We start from the raw sequence: 20,572 nt of genomic DNA, 5'->3' as shown, positions 1-20,572 counted from the left end.
TCAGAAGTACCGGTTCGCCACCCGCCGCAATCCAAGGTTTTCCCTCAGGCTGCGGCCCTCGTATTCACGGCGGAACAATCCCACCCGCTGCAACTGCGGCACCACTAGCTCGACAAAATCGTCGATGGCCCCCGGCAGATGGGTGAACAGCACATTGAAGCCATCGGCGGCCTCGGCCTCGTACCAGGCGGCCAGTTCGTCGACGATCTGCGCCGGCGTTCCCACCAGCACCTTGTGCCCACTGGCCGACAGGCTGCGCAGCAGTTGCGCCACGGTCGGCCGCTCGCGGCGGATCAACTCGATGACCAACTGCTGGCGGCTCTTGTGCCGCTCGGTCGACGGCAACTGCTCCGGCAACGGCACCGGGGCATCCAACGGCAATGCCGAAAGATCGAGGCCCAGATCGAGCAGATAGGACAGACCCTTGAGCTGCGCCTGCGGATCGAGCAGTTCCTGCAGGGCCTGGTACTTCTCCTCGGCCTCACTGAGGGTACGCCCGATCGTCGGCGCAATGCCGGGGAAAATCTTCAACGCCGCCTCATCACGTCCGTAACGCGCCAGACGATTCCTCAGATCGGTGCAGAACGCCTGCCCTTGCTCCAGCGTCTGCTGGGCAGTGAACACCAGCTCCGCCGTCCGCGCCGCCAGCTCGCGGCCGGCCTCGGATGAGCCGGCCTGGGCAATCACCGGCCAGCCTTGCAACGGCCGTGGTGCATTCAGCGGCCCGTACACCTGGAAGTGCCGGCCCTGATGCTCCAGCACCCGCATTTTCGTTACATCGAGCCAGATCCCCGAAGCCTTGTCCCGCACGAAGGCATCGTCGGCCCAACTGTCCCACAGCCCGCTGACCACATCGAAGAACTCCTGTGCCCGCTGGTAACGCTCGGCGTGCTCCAGGTGTTCGTCACGATTGAAGTTCTCGCCGCCGATCAGCGCCGTCACCAGGTTCCAGCCGGCCCGGCCGCCAGACAGGTGATCCAGCGAGGCGAAGGTCCGCGCGAGGTTGTAGGGCGCGTTGTAGCTGGTGTTGGCCGTGGCGACCAGGCCGATATGCCGGGTGGTCATCGCCAGCGCCGGCAACAGGGTCAGCGGGTCCCAGCGCAGGCTGTGGGAGCTGCGGGCCAGGACCTGCGGATCGAGGCTGCCGACCGCCACGTTGTCGTTGAGGAACAGCGCATCGAAGCGCCCACGCTCCAGGGCCTGGGCATAGTCGACATAGCGCTGCACGTTCAGCGAGGCATCGGCATCCGCCTCGGGATGCCGCCAACTGGCGCCATGGGCACCGGAGCCCGACAGAAACCCGCCAAGGCGAATCTGCCCGGCTCGTCTAGCCACGGCTGGAACCCTCGGCCAGCGCCCGCGCCGCCGGCACCCGCAACAGGCCGCTGACCAGCACCCAACCGGCCAGTACCACCAGTGCGAGGAACAGCATCACCGCACGATAACCCTGGATAAAGGCGCCTTGCACGTCATCCAGCGGCTGCCCGGAAAAAGCGTGGTAGATGCCTACCCCGAGCGCCAGCCCGAGGCCGCCGCCGATATTGTGCAGGGTCATCAGCGAACCCATGGCCACCGACGAGACGTTCTGCGGCACCGAGGAAATGCCCAAAACCGTCGACGGGCCGAGAATGCTGGCCCACCCCAGGCCCATGACCACGAATGCGGCCAACAGGTAGGCCAGCGACGTCTGCCGGTCGAACCCGGCCTGCAGCAGCGCCGAGAGCAGGAACAGCGACAGCCCGGCCTTGATCAGCAACGCCGGGCCTTTCCTGTCCACCAGCCGCCCCACCACTGGCGACAGCACCGCCACGCCCAGCGTCGTCGGCAACAGCAACAGACCGCTGGCCTGCACGCTTTCACCACGGACCAGCGCCAGGTACAGCGGCATGACGAAAAAGGCCACGCAGTAGAACACCGCCAGGCTGAAACTGGCGACCACCCCGGCGACGAAGCGCCGGTTGGCGAACAACTGCAGGTCGATGATCGGTGCCGCCACGCGTTTCTCCACCGCGACGAAGGCCGCCAGCGCCAGCACCGCCAGGGCGATCAGCCCCAGGGTCAGGGGCGAACTCCAGCCCCAGGCCGCGCCCTGGACGATCACCAGGACCAGACTCGGCAGGCCGATCAGCAGCAGTGCCGCGCCGAACCAGTCGAGCCGGGCGCCCTCCTCCTGCGAACGCGATTCGCTGACGCTGAAACCGCTGATGCCCAGGCTCAGCAGGACGAAGGGCACGTTGATCAGGAAGATCCACTGCCAACCGAAGGCGCTGGTGATCAGCCCGCCGAGCACCGGTCCCACCGCCAGTCCCACCCCGTTGACCCCGAACAGAATGCCGAAGGCCTTGCCCTGCTCGGTACTGTCGAAAGTATTGGCGACGATCGCCCCCGAGGCGGTGTAGAGCACCGCACAGGCGGCGCCCTGGAGGATCCGCGCGGCGATCAGCAGATCGATGTCACTGGCCAGCCCGGCCCCCAGGGAGGCCAGCCCGAATACGCTCAAGCCGATGAACAGCACCCGCTTGCGCCCGTGCAGGTCGGCCAGCCGGCCCACCAGCACCATGAAACTCGACAGCGCCAGGATGAATCCGTTGATCACCCATTGCAGGCTGTCCACCGATGCCTGGAGATCGGCCTGCAGGGCCGGCAGCGCGGTGTTGACGATGGTGAAATCGACGCAGCCGAGAAAACTGGCAATGCTCACGCCGAGCAATGCCCACCATTTGCGTTGCTGTTGCGCAAAAACGCCCATGGGGAAACTCCTTTTTTCAGTTGAATATCGGGAGACCTTGTCGATGCCTTCGCGGACAAGCCCGGCTCCTGCAGGCCAGTGCGTACGCAAGCCTCATGTACGACGCCAACCTGTAGGAGCCGGGCTTGCCCGCGAAGAGGCCCGCACGGTCCCCACACCAGGACTCAAATGGCAATCGCGCTACTGGACCAGTTCGGATGCACGATCCCCGGCAAGGTGAACGGAATCGGAATCCCGCGTTTCTTGAACTTCAGCGGCAACCAGCGCACCCGGTCCGGGCTGTGGGGGGCGATCAGCAGGTCGCGGCTGGTCGCCATCGCCGCCGTCATCTGCTGCGGGTACAGCACATAGTGATAACCCTCATCCGCCCACAGCGGCAGGATGATCGGGATCTCTTCGAGAATGTATTCGCGGCACTGGGCCGCGGCCTTTTCAAGGTCGGCGTGTTCGTCACGCAGGCGCAATCGCTCGGTGAACACGCCGATGGTCTCGTCGATGGCCGCGCGCAGTTCCTCGCGGGTCCGGTAGACCTCGTCCAGTTGCTGGCGCAGTTCGGCATAGCGGTCACTGGCCAGTTCCTGGTTCCAGCGGGTGACGTGATACGGCACCCGCAAGCCGTCGAGAATGCCCTGGTTGCGGGCCAGCCAGGCATCGCCATCGCGGATCGATGCCGACAGCGCCTCGCCCGGCGACTTGCCGTGCTTGTTGTGGCGCTGCAGGGTGTCGGCCACCACCACCTTCACATGGCTGAAGCCGGACTGGTTGATCAGGTGGATGGTGGAACGCAGTTTCTGGTCCTCGTGGTACTCCTGGCCGACGCTGACCGCCAGCACCACGCGCTTGCCGTCGAACTCATGCTCTTCGCCGCCCTTGTTGAAATACGCCTTGAGGTTGATCTCTTGCACAGTGCTCATGGGTTTAGCTCCAGTAGGCCAAAGGCTGGTTTTCGCCGTAGTAACCGATAAAGACGCCGAGGGTGATCCGTGTACTGGTGGCCGACGGGCGCACCGCATGGATCAGCCGCGGGTTGAGCAGGATCAGGTCGCCGGGTTCCGGCTTGACCACGAAATCCGGCGGTGGCAGCAGGTGGCGCTCGATGCCGTAGGCACGTTCGCCACGCAGGCGCCTGTACTCCTCCTCGTCGGGCTCGATGCCCCAGATCTCCAGCTCGCCACCGTCCTCGGGGATCTGCAGGTAGATGTTGGTGGACAGTTGGCTCAGCAATTGCCGGCCATGCCCCGGCGGCGTGTTGCGTTCCAGGTCGTCGGTATGCGGCGTGAGGTCGACCCCCGAGCCCTGGAAACGGGCAATGCCGACGAAGCATTTCTGCCCCTCGACCTGCAGCAGGTGCGCACCGCTGGGCCAGACCTCATCCAGCAGCAGGCGCAGTTCGTCGATGGGCGAGGCCAACGGCCGGAACAGGTTGCGGATCCTACGGATGTTGGGCAGCGCCAGCGCGTGGTACTCGGCCCTGCTCTGCTCGTCGTCGATCTCGATATAGGCCTTGCCGACCCGGACGAACTCGTTCTGCCCACTGAAGGCACTCTTGAGACCGGCGAGCTTGTCCCTGGCCAGTTGCAGGGTGTCCGGCGGGCAGAAGCCCTTGAGCTGGACACCATAGGAGCGTTTCTCCACGACATCGACGATATGTCGGGCCTCGAGCTGTTCGGCAGTGGTCACGGTAAACATGAAACCCCCTTCAATTCCCTGAAAGTGATGGACTGGATACAGACGTGTTGAAGCGTTGATCGAAATGCTGGTCGGCCTTGAATGCGGCCTGAATGACGCCCTCCTCCCGATACAGGTCGGCGGTGTGTTGCACGTCGTCGATCACCGTCGGCCCGACATCGATGCGATGGGCCTGGGCGAAGCGATTGGAACGTTCGTGGATTTCCAGCGGCAGGCCGCTATAGCCGGCCTGGATCGCGGAAAAGCCTTGCTGGTGGGCATTGGCCCAGTCGTAGGCACGGGCCAGGCGACGCAGGAAGTCGTCGATCTGCGCCGGCTTGTCGCGAATCGCCGCGTCATTGGCCACCAGCAGCATGTGCCCGGCGAACAGCCCGGCACCACTGACCAGCACCCGCGTGCCGCCTTCGAGCCGGACCATGCTGGTATAGGGGTCCCAGGTCGACCAGGCATCGGCCTGGCCGTTGGCGAGCAAGGTCCGCGACTCGCCCGGGGCGAGGAAGATGAACTGCGCATCGCCCGCGTGCAGCCCCGCCGAACGCAGCGCCGCCAGGGCCAGGAAATGACCGATGGAACCGCGGGTGGTGGTGATGCGCCGGCCCTTGAGATCGGCGGCGTCCTTGAGCGGCGAGTCGTCCCTGACCACGATGGCCACGGCAGTCGGGGTGACGTTGACCTTGATCACCCCGACGGTTTTCAGCGGCGCGCCGGCCGCGGTGGCGAACACGAACGGCGCATCCCCCAGGCTACCGAGGTCCACCGCGCCGGCCGCCAGGGCTTCGGCGGTAGGCGCGGCAGCGGCGAACGAGGCGAACTCGATCGGGTACGGCAGGTTGTCCAGTTCGCCGGCCGCCTGCAGCAGGATCTTCAGCGACTGCTTCTGGCTGGAGACCCGCAGCGGTTCGGCGGCCTGGGTCGCGCCGCAGAGCAGCAGCACCGCCAGCAAGCCGGCCAACCGTGTATCGGCGCGCAGATTCATCATCAGAACGCCAGGCTGATACGGCTGTAGTAGTACCCGCCACCCAGCCCGTACGGCGAAAACATGCCGTACTCGTAGGTGCCGGCCCAGGCCTTGAGGCCGATCTTGTCCGGGTACACGTCGAACAGGTTGTTCGCCCCCACCGCCACCGTCAGGTTCTGATTCACGTCATAGGCCACGTCCAGGTCGGTGATCCACTTGGCGCTGTAGGTGCGGTCGTCCGAGGGTTTGTTCGCGCCCTCGGTGTACTCGCCGAAACGGGTCAGTTGCAGGTTGGTGGTCCAGTTGCCGAGCTTGTAGTTGCCGGACAGGATCCATTTGTCCTTGGGCGTCGCCTTGGTCAGGTCGATCTGTTGCTGGCGGTCGAACAGCACGTACTGCGAGCCCAGGCTGGCCAGCGCCGCCGGGGTGTCGGCAAGGCTGCGGATGGTGGTCTTGTTGCGGTTGTAGGCCACGCTCCACTTCGCCGCACCGTACTCGCCGAAGGATTGGCTGTAGTCCGCCACCACATCGAGCCCCTTGGTCCGGGTGTCGGCGGCGTTGGCGTAGTACTGCCCGGCCAGGTTCGGCGACAGGCCGTTGTTGACCAGGATCTGCGAGACCGCCGGGCCGCTGAGGATGCCGGTCTGCAGGATCCGCTTGTCGATGTCGATCAGGTAGAAGTCCGCCGTCAAGCGCAGGCGCTCCGCCGGCTCGGCGGTCAGGCCGATGCTGTAGTTGCGCGAGGTTTCCGGCTCCAGGTCCTTGGCCCCCAGCGCACGGCCTTCGGGCGAGTCCGGACGCATCTGCTTGGTGCGCACGTTGGTGGTGCTGCCGCTGGTGAACTGGGTCACGGTACTGGTGGTGGAGAACACGCTCTGGGCCAGGGACGGAGCCCGGAAGCCATTACTGACCGCCGCCCGCACGGCATAACCCGGCAGGAACTCGTAGCGGGTGGTGAGCTTGCCGCTGGCGGTTTCACCCACCCCGAGGTTGTACTTCTCGTAACGGGCGGCTGCGCCCACATACCACTTGGACGTGATGTTCAGGCCCAGGTCGATATAGGCCGCATCGCTGTGACGCTGCAACGAATAGGCGTCTTCCGGGGTCGTGCCGTTGACCGAGAACAGCCCCGGGTCCGGCACCCGGCCGGCAAACGGTCCGGTGGTCGGCACGTAGCTGCCAAAGTTGTAGGCGTTCGGTTCGCCTTCCTCCAGGGCATACTTCTCCCAGCGGTGCTCGATGCCGAAGGAGGTTTCCAGCGGGCTGCTCCAGCCGATGTCCAGCGCGCGACTGAAGTCCAGGTTGGTGGTCCACTGGTCGAAGATCAGGTTGCCCAGGTGGAAGTCATGCTGGCTGTAGGGGCCGTTGGAGATGTTCAGGTTGTTGGCCGTATCCAGTACCGCGCGATCCTTGCCGTAGGTGCTGCTCAGGTCCCAGTCCCAGTCACCGACCAGGCCCTTGGCACCACCGGCGATCTGGAAGTCGACCTCGTGGATCTCGCGCCGGGCCTGGCCGCCGTCGGGGTACGGTGCGCCGGGAATGCCGGCCAGGCTGGTAATGTCGGTCGGCCGGCGGTGGCCGAGGTCCTTGTTGCTGTTGCGGTAGCTGAGGGTGGAAAACGAGTACAGCTTGAGGTCGTTCTCCAGCGGCAGCTCCAGGTTGTAGGCCAGGCTGCTGGTGCGGTCACGACCCAGGCCGTACTCGCCGCCCCAGCCGTGCCGGTTGCTTTCCCGCGGATCGGGCGAGCCGTCAGCCTGATTGAAGTACAACTGGCCGCTGGCGGCGGCGGCGCGCTCGTAGGGTTCCTGGAGCTTGCCGTCGAACGACAGATTGAAAAAGCCGCCGTTCTCGCCGAGGGTCGTCCCCCAGTTGACCGCTTCGTGGCCGGTGGCACCGTCACCGTCGTAGTACTGGCCCACGGTGGTGTCGGAAGTGAGGCCGTCGGCGTTGCGCTTGAGAATGATGTTGATCACCCCGGCGATCGCATCCGAACCATACTGCGCTGCCGCACCGTCGCGCAGCACTTCGATGCGTTCGATGGAGGCGGTGGGAATCAGGTCGAGGTCGACCGGCACCGAGGCGTTGCCGACCCGCGCGCCGTTGTTGATCAGCGCCGAGTTGTGCCGGCGCTTGCCGTTGACCAGGATCAGCACCTGGTCGCCGCCCAGGCCGCGCATGCTCACGCCGCGGACCAGGAAGGCGGTGCCGCCGCCATTGATGGTCGGGACGTTGAACGAGGGCAGCAGGCGCCCGAGCATCTCCTTCAGGCCGTTCTGGCCGATGGTGCGCAGTTGCTCGCCGCTGATCACGTCGATCGGTGCCGGGCTGTCGGTGACCGTACGCTGCTGGCTGCCGCGCACCCCGGTGACGACCACGGTGTCGAGGGTCGGATCAGCGGCGAACAGCGCCTGGGACGTCGCCAGGCTGAGCAGCGCGGCGCCGAACGGCGCGGCAAGGCGGGTGTTGCCAAAAGAACTGGAAACCATGACTCGAATATCCTTCCTGTGGATCGGCTCAGCGCGCCTTGGCGGCAACGGTCTCGACTTCGATCAGCGCACCGGGCAGCACCAGCCCGGCCACCTGCACCGTGGTGCGGGCCGGCTTCAGCGGCTGTTTGTCGGTCCCGAAGAATTCGCGGAAGGCGGTTTGCAGGCCGTCGAAATCCAGCTTGCCGCCCAATGCCGGGTCGCCCACCAGGTAGATGCGCAACTGCACCACATTGCCCAGCCCCAGGCCCTGGCTGGCGAGGATCGTCTCGACCTTGCGCAGCACCGCGCGGGCCTGGCTCTCGGTGTTGCCAGCGGCCCGGATCTGCTCCTTGGCGGCCTTGGGATCGACCGGGTCGGGCAGCAGCCCGGAGAGATAGGTGACTTCGGCGTTGCCCGGCAGGGTCACCGATTGCAGGATCGGCGAATTCGGATAGGTGGATGGCATCCGTTGGATCGAGGCGGCTTGCGAGCCGCTCGCGGCGAATAGGATCCCCAACCCCAGCAAGGCTTTCTTGAACGACATAAGGACACTCCAAGGTATGTTTTATGCCGGCCTCGGAGGTCCGCTACCCGGCAAATCGGTGTGGCTGTTTGAGTGAGAGCGCGGCTTTTTCAGGCCGTTTGCTTGATGGGCGAGCCCTGTGCCCGCTCGAATAGATGACGGACCACCCGCCGCGCCGCGCCGGCGGCGGCTTCCTGCCAGATCCCGACACCGCTGTGGGCCAGGCCGTCGCTGGTCAGGTAGACCCGGCCCTGGGCCTGGTTGAGCAGGCTGTAGTCCGGGTCGGCCACTTCGTGATTGATCCACGGGCCGAGGTTGTAGGGGATCTTGGCCCAGGCGATCGCCAGCGGTTTGCGCAGCTCCCGGGCGTGGCCGGGATGCAGCAGTTCCACCGCCTGGCGTGACAGTTCGATCTGTTCGGCCAGGGGCCTCTCGCCGAACCGGCGGGCGGTCTCGCCATTGTTGTAGGCCGCCACCAGCACCCCTTCAGCCTGGTTGAAACCGCCGCTGGGGTACCACAGGCCGGAGGACTCCTGGTTGATGAAGGAAAGCCCGCCGTAGATCTGGTAGTCGCGCTCCCAGAAGCGCCGGGACTGCCAGGCGACCTTGTTGGCGTAGCCGAACTGGACCGCGGCGATCGCCTGCTGTACCGGCCGGGCCAGGTTGTTCCTGACCTTGGCCAAAAGCGGCAGCGGCAGGCTGCTGATCACGTAGTCGGCCTTCAGCGCCTGCTTGCGCCCTGTATGACGGTCGAGGTAGCCGACCTCGACGACGTCCGTCCGGTTGTCGATCGACAGCACTTCGGCGCCCAGCCGCAGTTGCGCCTTCAGGTGCCGTTCGAAGGCTTTGGCGATGCGGTCCATGCCACCGACCGGCTGGAACATGGTCGGGGAGAACTCCGGGTATTCGTCGATCATCAGCGCGGTGGTCAGCGCCGGGTTGAGCAGGGTCTGCAGCGGCAGCGGGTCGCGTTTCTGCGCCAGTTGGTCGCCCGCTCCCGGCCAGACCTTGTAGCCGGAGCGGGCCGAACCGAGGTATTCGAGCTTGTCCGAAAGGTCGCCCCAGGTTCTCAGGAAGCTCAGCAGGTGCTCACGGTCGGCGGGGCTCAGTTCCTGGTCCAGCGCCTGGCGATTGACCGCCTTGGCCAGCAGCTCGGAAAAATGTCCGCGGCTGTCGTTGACCGCCTGGCGGATCTGGATGGCCGGCGCGTTGAGATCGGGGCGCACCAGGGCATTGCGGCTGGTGTTGACCAGCACCTCCAGCTCGACGCCAAGTTCGCGGCAGTAGCCGAGCATCAGTTGATGGTGGCTGGGCAAGCGACCGGGGCCGGCATTGAGGTAGAACCCCTGGTCGAAGTCGACGACCTGCACGCTGCCATCGGTGTACTCGACGCGATCGCCCTGGCGCACGGTCCAGTTGCGACCGCCGACGCGGTCGCGGGCTTCGAGCAAGGTCACCTTGAAACCGGCCTTGTTCAGCTCATAGGCACTGACCAGGCCGCCGATGCCGGCACCGATCACGATCACGCTGGCACCGCGGCCGACGGCGGCGGTCGGCAAGGCGGCGTAGTTTTCTTCACCGGCCGCAGCCTGGCGGTCCACTCCGAGCAGGCCCATCACCGCCGTTGCCGCCTGCAGGCCGCCAACGGCGGCGACGCGGGCGATCAGTTGTCTTCTGGTCAACGGCATGCAAGCGCTCCCTGCCTGTGTGGTGGATAGTTCATTCCGTTATAGCCCGCCGAAACATTCAGTTACTTCGGTCTATGGAGGCCATCCTAGAGAGCGCAACTTAATAAGAGAAATACATTTTAGGCATATGCAAATATTACTTTGTTTCATATTTTATGACGCGGATATTGCACGAAATGCATAGAGGAAGGGCGACTGCTACTCCCCGCGAGCCTGGGCCTCAGCCAACACCCGCAGCAGGTTGCCACCCCAGATGTTCGCCAAATCCCGCTCCCCATAACCCGCCGCCAGCAGGCGCTCGGTGATCTTCGGCAATTGCGCGACATCCTCCAGCCCCTCGACCCCGCCACCACCATCCCAGTCGGCCCCGATGCCGACATGCTCCGGCCCGACCACCGCGAGGATATGCAGCAGGTGCTTCATGTAGTCATCAAGCGTCGCCCGCGGCTCGGGAAAGCGTGCCTCCACGGCGCGGATCCGCGCCGCCAGGTCCGCCACCTGCGCTGGCGTCATGCTCGCCGCCAGACGGAATTCCCGGTACAGCGGCCCCAATGCCTTGGCACGCTCCGGATCGGGCCGCTGGTCGATCAGGTCGCTGGGAAAGCTGTTCACCTGGATCACCCCGCCCTTGGCCGCCAACGCCTTCAGGCGCCGGTCATCCAGGTTGCGCGGGTGCGCGGTGATCGCCCGGCTGGAGGAGTGCGAGGCGATGATCGGTGCCGTGGACAGCGCCAGTACCTGGTCGAACACCTGGTCCGAGGCATGGGAAACATCCAGCAGGATCCCCAGCCGGTTGGCCTCGGCCACCAGCGCCCGGCCCTGGGGACTCAGGCCATGCCATTGCGGCAACGCGGTGGCCGAATCGGCGAAGTCGTTGTTCGCCGAATGCACCAGCCCGAGCATGCTCAGGCCCAGGCGTCGATAGGTCAGCAGCCGCCCGGGGTCGGCCGCCAGCGGTTCGGCATTCTCCATGCTGATGAACACCACCCGCTGGCGCCGGGCGACGATGGCCGGGACATCCTCGGCCTTCAGGGCCAGGGCGAACTGCTGCGGGTGGGCGGCGACCATGTCGCGAATCCGCGTGAGCACCGCCAGGCCGTGTTCGCTGGCCAGGGTACGACCTTCGGCAGTCAGCGGCCCCTGGGGCGTGAAGATGGCCCAGAAGCCCCCGTCCAGTCCACCCTCCTCCATGCGCGGCAGGTCGACCTGGGACAGATCGTCGGCGTAGCGGTGGCGCTCGGTGATGTCCCAGCCGGGACGCGCCAGTTGCATCGGCGTGTCGAGGTGGCTGTCGAGAACGGTGAGGCGCTGGTGCAGGGTGTCGGCGGCCTGAACTTGCGAGACCAGCAGCAACGCAAGGGCGAGGGTTTTCTTCAACATCGGGATCATCCATGACTACCTGGAGCCGGCCTGCTGCGCACGGCGCACTCTGCAGGAGCGTGGCTTGCCCGCGAAGAGGTCCTCAAGCCTTGCGCAAAACCAAAACGACATAAAGAGCAGAAGGGAGCAGTGTCTCAGGCCGGCCCCCAGCGAAAACTGCGATCCCACAACCCGCTCACGTCCAGCTTCTGCGGCAGCACCCCGGCCTCGAAGAACAGGTCGGCGACATCCTGCTGCGAACGCACCGCCGCATCGTCAACCGGCTGCAGGATCCGCGGTCCGCTCTGGGCCTTGTACTGTGCCAGAAACACCTCCCTCGGCATCCCGAGGATCTTCGAACTCTTGGTCGCCCATTCCTCGGGATGCGCGGCAATCCATTGCCAGGAGCGGTACTCGCGCAGGATGTAGTCGGTGATCGCCGCATGCTTGAGCGGGTCGGCGATGCTGTTCTGGTTGGCCGCAATCACGTAATTGCCCGACAGGTAGCCCTGCCCGGTCTTCAGCACCCGCGCCCCGGCGCGCAACTCGGCGAGCTGGATGAAGTAGCCGAAGCTGACCCAGGCATCCACCGCGCCGTTCTGGAACGCGGCGAAGCCATCCTGGGGCGTCAGCGCCATCGGCACGATGTCGTCGAAGCCCAGCCCCTGCTCCTTCAGCGCCTTGAGCAGAAAGTAGTGGGAACTGGTGGAGCGGATATAGGCGATGCGCTTGCCCTTGAGCTCGGCCACCGACTGCACCGTCGAGCCCTTGGGCACGATGAACGCCTGGTTGTTGACGTCGCCGGTGAGCACCGCGATCAGCTTCACCGGCGCATGATTCCTGATACCGAAGATCGGCGGGATCTCGCTCATCGGCGAAATGTCCAGGGTGCCGCTGACCAGCGCCTCGAAACTCAGGTTGCCGCCGTTGAACTCGGCATACCTGACCTTGTACGGCGCCGGGCCGATGCCGGCCTCGGGGAAAAACGATGGCGCCGCGCCCTTGTAGGTCGCGACATTCAGGGTCACCCCGCTGAGGTCCTGGGCCCGGCCGAGGCTCGGCAACGCGGCGCCGAGCCCGGCCAGGGCCGAAAACTGCAGAAAACGACGACGGTCCATCAGGCTGACTCCTGTCACAGAAAGGCATCCGGCTCGTTGCGCAGAACCCGATCCCAGTAAGGTTGAAAACTGAACCAGCCGCCGAACTCGGTGCCGACCTGACGCGCGGTGTGACGCGCCACCTCGGGCGGAATCGGTCGCGGCGTGCCGGCGGCTTCGGCCAGCAGTTGAGTATGGGCGGCGTTGTCCATGGCGATGAAGCGCCAGACAGCGGCCTCGACCGTCTCGCCCACCGTCAGCAGACCATGGTTCTGCAGGATCAGCGCCTTGTGCTGGCCAAGCGTGCGGGCAATCCGCGAGCCTTCGCTGCTCTCCAGCACCACCCCGGAGAAATTGTCGAACAGCGCGTGCTTCTCGTAGAAGGCGCAGGCGTCCTGGGTCAGCGGATCGAGCAGGCGCCCCAGGCTCGACCAGGCCTTGCCGTGCAGCGAATGGGCATGGGCCGCCGCCACCACGTCCGGGCGCGCCTCGTGCAAGGCGGCATGGATGGCGAAGGCCGCCAGGTTCAACGCGCCCTCGCCTTCGACGATCTCGCCATGGGGATTGACCAGCAGCAGGTCGCAGACGCGGATATGGCCGAAGTACACGCCCACCGGGTTGACCCAGAAATGATCGGGGCGCTGTGGATCACGCACGGTGATATGCCCGGCGCCGCCCATGTCGAAACCGAGCCAGGCGAACACTCGAAAGGCCGCCGCCAGGCTCTGCTTGCGGCGCAGCCTTTCCAGTTCGACGGTCGCCTGCTGCGGCGGGTGTTCCCAGCGGAACACGGTGTGCCCGTCACGGGGCAGCCCGTAGGCACTCGGTTGATGTCTCGGTGATTCAATAGCCACGTTCGGCCTCCACGCGGTTTTCCAGGGGCAGGCCATTGGCCTCGCGGGTGATGTTGTCCAGCACCAGGCGGGCGAGGTTCAGATAGACCTGGGGTGAGTTGGCGCTGGTATGCGGCGACAGATGGATACGCGGGTGCCGATAGAAGCCATGCCCGACCGGCAGCGGCTCCGGGTCGCTGACATCCAGGCTGGCCAGGCTCAGTTGCCCACTGTCCAGCGCCTCCAGCAGGGCCTCCTGGTCGATCAGGCTGCCACGGGCGATGTTGATCAGGTGCAGGCCGGGACGGGCCGAACCGAGTACATCACGGTCAATGACACGACGGGTCAGTTCGGTCGCCGGCACCGCCAGCAGCAGGTGATCGCAGCGGGCGAACAACTCATGCAGATCGGCGACTCTCTGCACGCCGGGCACCTCGAAAGGCGCCGGCGAACGCCTCAGTGCCAGCACCTCCATGCCCAGGGCCAGGGCCTTGGGCGCCAGGGCTCGGGCAATGCTGCCGAAGCCGAACAGCCCCAGGGTGCTGCCCGCGACCTGCGCCAACGGCCGTTGCCGCCAGTGCGCCGCGTCGTCGATCCAGATCTGCGGCACCTGCTTGGCCGCCGCGAAGATGGCCGCCAGGGCGAACTCGGCAATGCTCTCGGCGGTGACGCCACGGGCGCTGGCCACCGGCAGGCTGTCGAACAGCCAGCGGGGAAAGTAGTCCAGCCCGGAGCTCGCCAGTTGCACGAAGCGCAACCCGAACGGCCAGCCCGCGGGCGCCTGGGGCGCATCGCGGAACTCGGCGTGGGGCGCCGCCAACAGCACCCGCACATCCGCCGGCAGCTCGCGCGGCAGGCCCCGGGGCAGTTCCAGCACCTCCAGTCCCAGGTTGCGCAAGCGCACGTTGAACGAGGCGTCCAGTTGGCTGGCGATGCGTGCCCCGCTCACGCCTGGCCCCCACGAGCAGGCAGGGCGAAGGCGGCACGGCCGACTGCCGCGAGAATCGCATCGTTCTGCGGTGTATGAATCCGGCTGCACAGCACATCGCGGTAGTGCCGCTCGAGCGGATTGCCACGGGCCAGACCGGGATTGCCGATGGCCTCGATTCCCAGTTCCACCGCGCTGATGGCATTGCCGGTCACCAGGTACTTGATCTGGGTCGCCTCGCTCGCGGCGATCCGTCCCTCGGCGGCGGCATCGAGCAGGACCCGGTTGGCCAGCAGCAGCGCATCGATCCTGCCGATCAGCTCATGGAAACGCGGCAGGCTCGACAGCGGCGCCCCGAGGTTGGCCGGGGTCCGCTCGCCCAGCCAGACCACCAGCCAGTCACGGGCCGCCCGGGCCACGCCGTCGTAGATCGACGACAGCAGCACCGCCAGCCAGAGCACGCCACTGCTGTCCAGCTCGGACGGGCGCGGGGTGCTGGCCGGCTGGATATCCACGGCGAACTCGCTGGCGACGAACACATCCTCGAACACCACGTCATGGCTGCCGGTGGCGCGCATCCCGAGGTGATCCCAGGTCTGCTCGATGCGAATGCCCGGGGTGTCACGGTGCACCAGCCAGGTACCGACCCTGGGCTCGGGCTCGTCGCTGCGCGCCCACACCGACAGCCAGGTCAGCCCGGGAATGCCGGTGGAGTAGATCTTGCGGCCATCCAGCCGCCAGCCGCCCTCGACCCGCCGGGCGAGGGTGCCGGGCAGGCCGCCACGGGCCGGGGTGCCGAGGTCCGGTTCGACCCGCAGCGCATTGATCAACGCGCCCTGTTCCACCGCCTCGCGGGCGACCCGCTGGCGCAGGTGCAGCGGCCAGGCCTGGTTGCCCTGCAGGCGGGTGTGCTGCAGGTACTGCATCACCAGCACCAGCGCCGTCGATGGCTCGCCCCGGGCCACCGCACCGATGACCCGCCGTGCCTGGGCCAGGGTCGCCTCGCCGCCACCCAGCTGGCGCGGCACGGTCAGCGCCAGCAGGCCGTGCTCATGCAGCCGATGCAGATTGGCATGGGGGAACTCGCTGTGCCGGTCGTAATAGGCGGCGGTGCCGGCGAACTCCTGGCTGAGCTGCTCCAGCAGGTCGGTGAAGGCCGGGGAATCGAGGTCGAGGCTCGCTCCGGCATGGGTCCTGGGCGATTGCACGGTGGTTGGGCTCATCGATGGGCGATCCTGCTGAGAAAGTGAAGGCGACCGTCATCGACGGCGGCCACGGGTTGTTCGACGCCGAGCAGCTCCAGCAGGCGCGCACGCAGCGTCTGGAAGGTCGGGCTGGCCACCTGGCGCGGACGCGGCAGGCGGATGGGAATCTGTTCGGCGATCCGGCCGTTGGCCAGGACCACCACCCGGTCGGCCAGCAGTACCGCCTCGTCGACATCGTGGGTCACCAGCAGCACCGCCGGCTCATGGGCGCGCCACAGGTCGACGATCAATTGGTGCATGCGAATCCGCGTCAGCGCGTCGAGGGCGGCGAAGGGTTCATCGAGCAGCAACAGCTTCGGCTCGCGGACCAGCGCCCGGGCCAGCGCCACCCGCTGGGCCTCGCCGCCGGACAGGGTGTGCGGCCAGGCCCCGACCCGGTGCGCCAGCCCGACCTCCGCCAGCGCCGCCAACGCCCGGGCTTTCGGCTCGGTCCCCCGCAGGCCGAGGGCGACATTGCGCCAGGCGCGTTTCCACGGCATCAGCCGGGGTTCCTGGAACACCGCCGCCAGCGGCTCGGGCACGGCCAGCCTGCCTTCGTCGATACGATCCAGGCCGGCCAGGGCGCGGAGCAAGGTGGTCTTGCCCGAACCGCTGCTGCCCAGCAGGGCGACGAATTCGCCGGGAGCGATCTCAAGGTCGAGGGCATCGAGCACCGCCTGCCCGCCGAAACGGCGGCTGACCTGCTGGCATTCGACGGCCGGACGCTGGGAACGCGAAAGAGAGAGGCTCATGATCAGTTCCTGATGAAGGATGGCCGCCAGGCCAGGGACAGGCGCTCGAGCAGACGCACCAGGCCATCGATACCCAGCCCGAGCACGCTGTAGATCAGCAGGCAGATCACGATCACATCGGTGCGCATGAAGTCCCGGGCATCATTGACCAGGTAGCCGATACCGGCGCTGGCGTTGATCTGCTCGACCACCACCAGGCCCAGCCAGCTCAGGCCGAAGGCGTAGCGCAGGCCAACGAAGAAGGATGGCAGGGCACCGGGCAGGATCACGTGCCAGATCCGCTCGCGCCGGGACAGCCCCAGCAGGGTCGCCGCCTCCAGCAATTTGGGATCGAGGCCACGGATGCCGGCAAACAGTGTGAGGTAAACGGGAAACGTGGTGCCCAGGGCGATCAGGGCGATCTTCGGCGTCTCACCCACGCCGAACCAGAGGATGAACAGCGGCACGATGGCGAGAAATGGCAGGGTGCGCAGCATCTGCACCGGCGAGTCGATCAGCAGTTCCCCTCGCCGTGACAGTCCCGAGAGCAGGGCCAGCACGGTGCCGATGCTGACACCGATGGCCAACCCGCCCAAGGCCCGTTGCAGGGAAACCCACAGGTGACGACCCAGCTCGCCGCTGCCGAGCATCTGCCACAAAGTGCCACCGATGGTGCTGGGTGCGGCGATGATTCGGCTCGGCAGTAACCCGCTGCGCGATGCCAGTTCCCAGAGCAGCAGCAACACCAGCGGACTGATCAGGCGCAGCGCCGGTTCGCGCCAGCCGGTCCAGCGGGCCAGCGCACGCAGGCCGGATCGAGGGGAGACAAGGTCTTGCGCGGGCATGCTGACGTCCTGTTCTGTAGCGCGTGGATGACCATGCTAACTACATAAAAAACGTCCGTGAAATTCGCTTTGGTTCTAATCTAATATACAAAAATTGCATTTATAAAAATAACAATTATGCAAACAATAGATTAACAGGCCTGCGCAGTGCCCGTCCGAGGAAGGCCAGGGGGCAGTCCCGGCTTCAGGACTTGCCGACCCGCTGCGCGACCATCTCGCCGAACGCGCTCACCGGCTCCTGCAGGTTGCCGAGGAAACGCGGGTGGATCAGCCACAGGTCGATCACCGGCTTGAAGTCCGTCACCGGCACGATCTCCAGCTTGTTGCGATGACCGCTGTTTTCCAGCAAGGGGGCCGGCACCAGCCCGTAACCCAGGCCATTGGCGATCAGTCCCAGTTGCAGTTCGGTGCCGAAGGTTTCCAGGTTGATCTGCAACGACAGGCCCTGGGCACTCAGGGCCCGCTGCAAGCCGGCGCGAAAACCGCAGCCATCGGGGTTGAGCACCCAGCCGCGCTGGTACAGGTCGGCCAGCTTGCATGAACGGCGGGTCACCTCACCCTTCGCCGCCACCACCACCAGGTTCATGCTGCCCAGCGAGCGCCCGACCACCCCGTCGGGGAACACCTTGCCCGCCGGGAACAGTGCCGCCACCACGTCCAGCTCACCGTTCTCGACCTTGCCCAGCAGGTGGCTGCCCCAGCCGGTGGCGACCGAGGTCTGCAACTGCGGGTAGAGATTCTTCAACTGGCTCAGGGCATCGAGCAGCACCACGTCACCGATGGTCTGCGGCACGCCGATACGCAACGCCCCGCTGGGCGCGCCGTCATTGGCCACCAGTTCGCTGAGGCCATCGAGCGCGCGCAGCACTTCCAGGCACTGCCCATAGACCCGCAGGCCCATGCTGGTGGGCTTGAGCGGCTTGGTGTTGCGGTCGAGCAACTCCACCCCCAGCGCCTCCTCGAAATTCTGCACACGCCGGGTGATGGCCGGCTGGGTCAGTTGCAGCGAATCGGCGGCCTGGCTGATGGTCTGGCAACGGATCACCGCCACGAATGCATTGATATCATCTATCTTCATTCTTTATTCGCATAATAAATAAGTGGAAAAATGCCAGGAAAGAATAATACCTTTTAGCCCACTCGTGTAGTTCACGTCGTATCCGACTGTCCACGGAGGGACCTCAATGCCTCGACAATCCCATCGCCCCGTTGCCACGCCAGCGGCCCCGAACCTCGGTCGATTACGCCACTTCATCGACCAATTGGCCGCCCTGCTCGCTACCCGACCTGGCGAAGAACAGGTACTCGCGGATGGCAGCCGGCTGCTGCAACAACTGGTCGCCCATGACGACTGGCTGCCCGCGGCGTTCGCCCAGCCCGATCCGCAGCGCTACCAGCAGTTCCTGCTGCATGCCGATTCGCGCCAGCTGTTCTCCATCGTCAGTTTCGTCTGGGGCCCGGGCCAGAGCACGCCGATTCATGATCATCGGGTCTGGGGGCTCATCGGCATGCTGCGCGGCGCCGAATATTCCCAGGGTTTCGAACGCCGCGCCGACGGCAGCCTGCAGCAAGCCGGCCAGGCAATTCGCCTGGATCCCGGTCAGGTCGAGGCGGTCTCGCCGCGCATTGGCGATATCCACCAGGTATCGAATGCATTCGACGACCGGGTGTCGATCAGCATCCACGTCTATGGCGGCAACATCGGCGCGGTGAAGCGTGCGGTGTACCACCCGGACGGCAGTGAAAAACCGTTCATCTCCGGCTACTCCAACAGCCTGCTACCTAACCTCTGGGACCTGTCGAAGGAGCCCCCGCAATGACCGAGATCCGCACCCGCCATTACCAGGACATTCGTCAGGCCCTGCTGGCCCGCCAGGAACTGGTCCTGCTCGATGTCCGCGAAGAAGCCCCCTTCGCCGAGTCCCACCCATTGTTCGCCGCCAACATCCCGCTGTCGAAACTGGAACTGGAGGCCTATGCCCGGATTCCCCGCGGGGACACGCCGGTGACCCTCTACGACAATGGCGAGGGCCTGGCACAACGGGCCGCTGCCGTGCTGCATGAGCTGGGCTACAGCGACGTGGCCCTGCTCGAGGGCGGCCTGGCCGGTTGGCAGCAAGCCGGTGGCGAGCTGTTCAAGGACGTCAACGTGCCCAGCAAAGCCTTCGGCGAACTGGTGGAGTCCGAGCGCCACACGCCATCGCTGGCCGCCGAGGAAGTCCAGGCGCTGCTGGATGCCGAGGCCGACCTGGTGATACTCGATGCCCGTCGTTTCGACGAATACCAGACCATGAGCATCCCCGGCGGCATCAGCGTACCCGGTGCCGAACTGGTGCTGCGGGTCGCCGAGCTGGCGCCCGACCCGCAAACCCGGGTCATCGTCAATTGCGCCGGACGCACCCGCAGCATCATCGGCACCCAATCGCTGGTCAACGCGGGCATTCCCAATCCGGTCGCCGCGCTGCGCAACGGCACCATCGGCTGGACCCTGGCCGGGCAGGCGCTGGAGCATGGGCAGGCACGGCGCTTTGCCGACGTCGGCGAGGACAATCGCCACGCCGCGCAAAAGGCCGCCCGGGCGGTGGCCGACCGGGCCGATGTGGGCCGCGCCAGCCTGGCCGAGCTGCGCCAATGGCAGGCCGAACGCGGCCGTACCACCTACCTGTTCGACGTGCGCACCCCGGAGGAATTCGAGGCCGGCCACCTGCCCGGCGCCCGCTCCACGCCCGGCGGCCAGTTGGTGCAGGAGACCGATCACTTCGCCAGCGTGCGCGGCGCCCGGCTGGTACTGGTGGACGACGACGGCGTGCGGGCGAACATGAGCGCCTCTTGGCTGGCGCAGATGGGCTGGCAGGTGAAGGTACTCGACGACCTCGCGGCGAGCGATTTCAGCGAGCAGGGTCCCTGGCAGCCACCACTGCCCGCGCGCCCCGGAGCCCGCTTCGTGGACGCCGCGACCCTGGCCACCTGGTTGCGCGAGCCGGGCACCCAGGTGCTGGACTTCACCGCCAGCGCCAACCATGTACAACGGCATATCCCCGGTGCCTGGTGGGCATTGCGCAGCCAGCTCGCCCAGGCGCTGGCACGGATTCCCCCGGCGGAGCGTTATGTACTGACCTGTGGCAGCAGCCTGCTGGCCAACTTCGCCATCCCCGAGGTCCAGGCCCTGACCGGTAAACCGGTGTGGCTGCTGAACGGCGGGACAGCGGCCTGGATCGCCGCCGGACTACCGGTGGAAAGCGGTGAACAGCGCCTGGCCGCGCCGCGTATCGACCGCTACCGCCGTCCCTACGAAGGCACCGACAACCCACGGGAAGCCATGCAGGGCTATCTCGACTGGGAATACGGTCTGGTGGCCCAACTGGGCCGGGACGGCACCCACGGGTTCTTCGTGATCTGATACCTGCATCCGTGGCGGGCAAGGCCGAAGAGGCGGTGCATTTCAGGCGAGACAAATAGC

The 20,572-nt window shown here is 66.2% G+C and carries 18 protein-coding genes; 2 read left to right on the top strand and 16 right to left on the bottom strand.

Annotation, left to right across the window (positions count from 1 at the left end; genetic code table 11):
* The 16 genes from PF66_RS23700 to PF66_RS23625 form a co-directional block, all read right to left on the bottom strand.
* A complete protein-coding gene (locus PF66_RS23700) occupies positions 1 to 1,335 on the bottom strand; it encodes an LLM class flavin-dependent oxidoreductase (protein WP_054063983.1) in 1,335 nt (444 codons plus the stop codon).
* Positions 1,328 to 2,749, bottom strand: coding sequence for an MFS transporter (locus PF66_RS23695; protein WP_054063982.1), 1,422 nt, complete (start codon positions 2,747 to 2,749; stop codon positions 1,328 to 1,330). Before PF66_RS23695 ends, PF66_RS23700 begins: the two co-directional genes overlap by 8 nt.
* A 164-nt stretch (positions 2,750 to 2,913) precedes the next feature.
* Positions 2,914 to 3,663, bottom strand: a complete 750-nt coding sequence (locus PF66_RS23690; RefSeq protein ID WP_054061371.1) for a tRNA-dependent cyclodipeptide synthase — start codon at positions 3,661 to 3,663, stop codon at positions 2,914 to 2,916.
* A gap of 4 nt (positions 3,664 to 3,667) precedes the next feature.
* Positions 3,668 to 4,438: a 2OG-Fe(II) oxygenase gene (locus PF66_RS23685; RefSeq protein ID WP_054061370.1), complete on the bottom strand. Its 771-nt coding sequence runs from the start codon at positions 4,436 to 4,438 to the stop codon at positions 3,668 to 3,670.
* A gap of 10 nt (positions 4,439 to 4,448) precedes the next feature.
* Positions 4,449 to 5,417 carry an aliphatic sulfonate ABC transporter substrate-binding protein gene (locus PF66_RS23680; RefSeq protein WP_239688158.1) on the bottom strand — a complete coding sequence of 323 codons (969 nt, stop codon included), beginning with the start codon at positions 5,415 to 5,417 and terminating at the stop codon, positions 4,449 to 4,451.
* The gene (locus PF66_RS23675) at positions 5,417 to 7,882 is read right to left on the bottom strand and encodes a TonB-dependent receptor plug domain-containing protein (protein ID WP_054063981.1); all 2,466 of its coding nucleotides are present in this window, start codon (positions 7,880 to 7,882) and stop codon (positions 5,417 to 5,419) included. Before PF66_RS23675 ends, PF66_RS23680 begins: the two co-directional genes overlap by 1 nt.
* Positions 7,883 to 7,910: 28 nt before the next feature.
* Entirely contained in the window at positions 7,911 to 8,408 is a 498-nt protein-coding gene (locus tag PF66_RS23670) for a RidA family protein (protein ID WP_054063980.1), read from the bottom strand.
* An 89-nt stretch (positions 8,409 to 8,497) separates the two neighbouring features.
* Complete coding sequence (locus PF66_RS23665; RefSeq protein WP_054063979.1) at positions 8,498 to 10,075, bottom strand: flavin monoamine oxidase family protein; 1,578 nt, start codon at positions 10,073 to 10,075, stop codon at positions 8,498 to 8,500.
* Positions 10,076 to 10,273: 198 nt separating this feature from the next.
* Positions 10,274 to 11,455, bottom strand: a complete 1,182-nt coding sequence (locus PF66_RS23660; protein ID WP_054061365.1) for a dipeptidase — start codon at positions 11,453 to 11,455, stop codon at positions 10,274 to 10,276.
* Positions 11,456 to 11,589: 134 nt separating this feature from the next.
* Complete coding sequence (locus PF66_RS23655; protein WP_054061364.1) at positions 11,590 to 12,552, bottom strand: ABC transporter substrate-binding protein; 963 nt, start codon at positions 12,550 to 12,552, stop codon at positions 11,590 to 11,592.
* Between the two features lie 14 nt (positions 12,553 to 12,566).
* A complete protein-coding gene (locus PF66_RS23650; protein WP_241494427.1) occupies positions 12,567 to 13,385 on the bottom strand; it encodes a class II aldolase/adducin family protein in 819 nt (272 codons plus the stop codon).
* A complete protein-coding gene (locus PF66_RS23645) occupies positions 13,375 to 14,313 on the bottom strand; it encodes a D-isomer specific 2-hydroxyacid dehydrogenase family protein (RefSeq protein ID WP_054063978.1) in 939 nt (312 codons plus the stop codon). The genes PF66_RS23650 and PF66_RS23645 overlap by 11 nt, the downstream gene beginning before the upstream one ends.
* The gene (locus PF66_RS23640; protein ID WP_054063977.1) at positions 14,310 to 15,515 is read right to left on the bottom strand and encodes an acyl-CoA dehydrogenase family protein; all 1,206 of its coding nucleotides are present in this window, start codon (positions 15,513 to 15,515) and stop codon (positions 14,310 to 14,312) included. Before PF66_RS23640 ends, PF66_RS23645 begins: the two co-directional genes overlap by 4 nt.
* A complete protein-coding gene (locus tag PF66_RS23635) occupies positions 15,512 to 16,288 on the bottom strand; it encodes an ABC transporter ATP-binding protein (RefSeq protein ID WP_054063976.1) in 777 nt (258 codons plus the stop codon). The genes PF66_RS23640 and PF66_RS23635 overlap by 4 nt, the downstream gene beginning before the upstream one ends.
* Positions 16,289 to 16,290: 2 nt before the next feature.
* A complete protein-coding gene (locus PF66_RS23630) occupies positions 16,291 to 17,112 on the bottom strand; it encodes an ABC transporter permease (protein WP_054061347.1) in 822 nt (273 codons plus the stop codon).
* Between the two features lie 184 nt (positions 17,113 to 17,296).
* The gene (locus PF66_RS23625; protein ID WP_054061348.1) at positions 17,297 to 18,190 is read right to left on the bottom strand and encodes a LysR family transcriptional regulator; all 894 of its coding nucleotides are present in this window, start codon (positions 18,188 to 18,190) and stop codon (positions 17,297 to 17,299) included.
* Positions 18,191 to 18,296: 106 nt separating this feature from the next.
* On the opposite strand from PF66_RS23625, the gene PF66_RS23620 reads away from it, so the two are divergent.
* Entirely contained in the window at positions 18,297 to 18,932 is a 636-nt protein-coding gene (locus tag PF66_RS23620; RefSeq protein ID WP_054061349.1) for a cysteine dioxygenase, read from the top strand.
* Positions 18,929 to 20,512: a rhodanese-related sulfurtransferase gene (locus PF66_RS23615; RefSeq protein ID WP_054063975.1), complete on the top strand. Its 1,584-nt coding sequence runs from the start codon at positions 18,929 to 18,931 to the stop codon at positions 20,510 to 20,512. Before PF66_RS23620 ends, PF66_RS23615 begins: the two co-directional genes overlap by 4 nt.
* The last annotated feature ends 60 nt before the right edge of the window (positions 20,513 to 20,572 follow it).

Origin of the sequence: Pseudomonas asplenii, assembly GCF_001293465.1 — a bacterium.
In the GTDB taxonomy this organism is placed as follows: domain Bacteria; phylum Pseudomonadota; class Gammaproteobacteria; order Pseudomonadales; family Pseudomonadaceae; genus Aquipseudomonas; species Aquipseudomonas fuscovaginae_B.
This window is presented reverse-complemented; position numbering and strand designations above follow the sequence as displayed.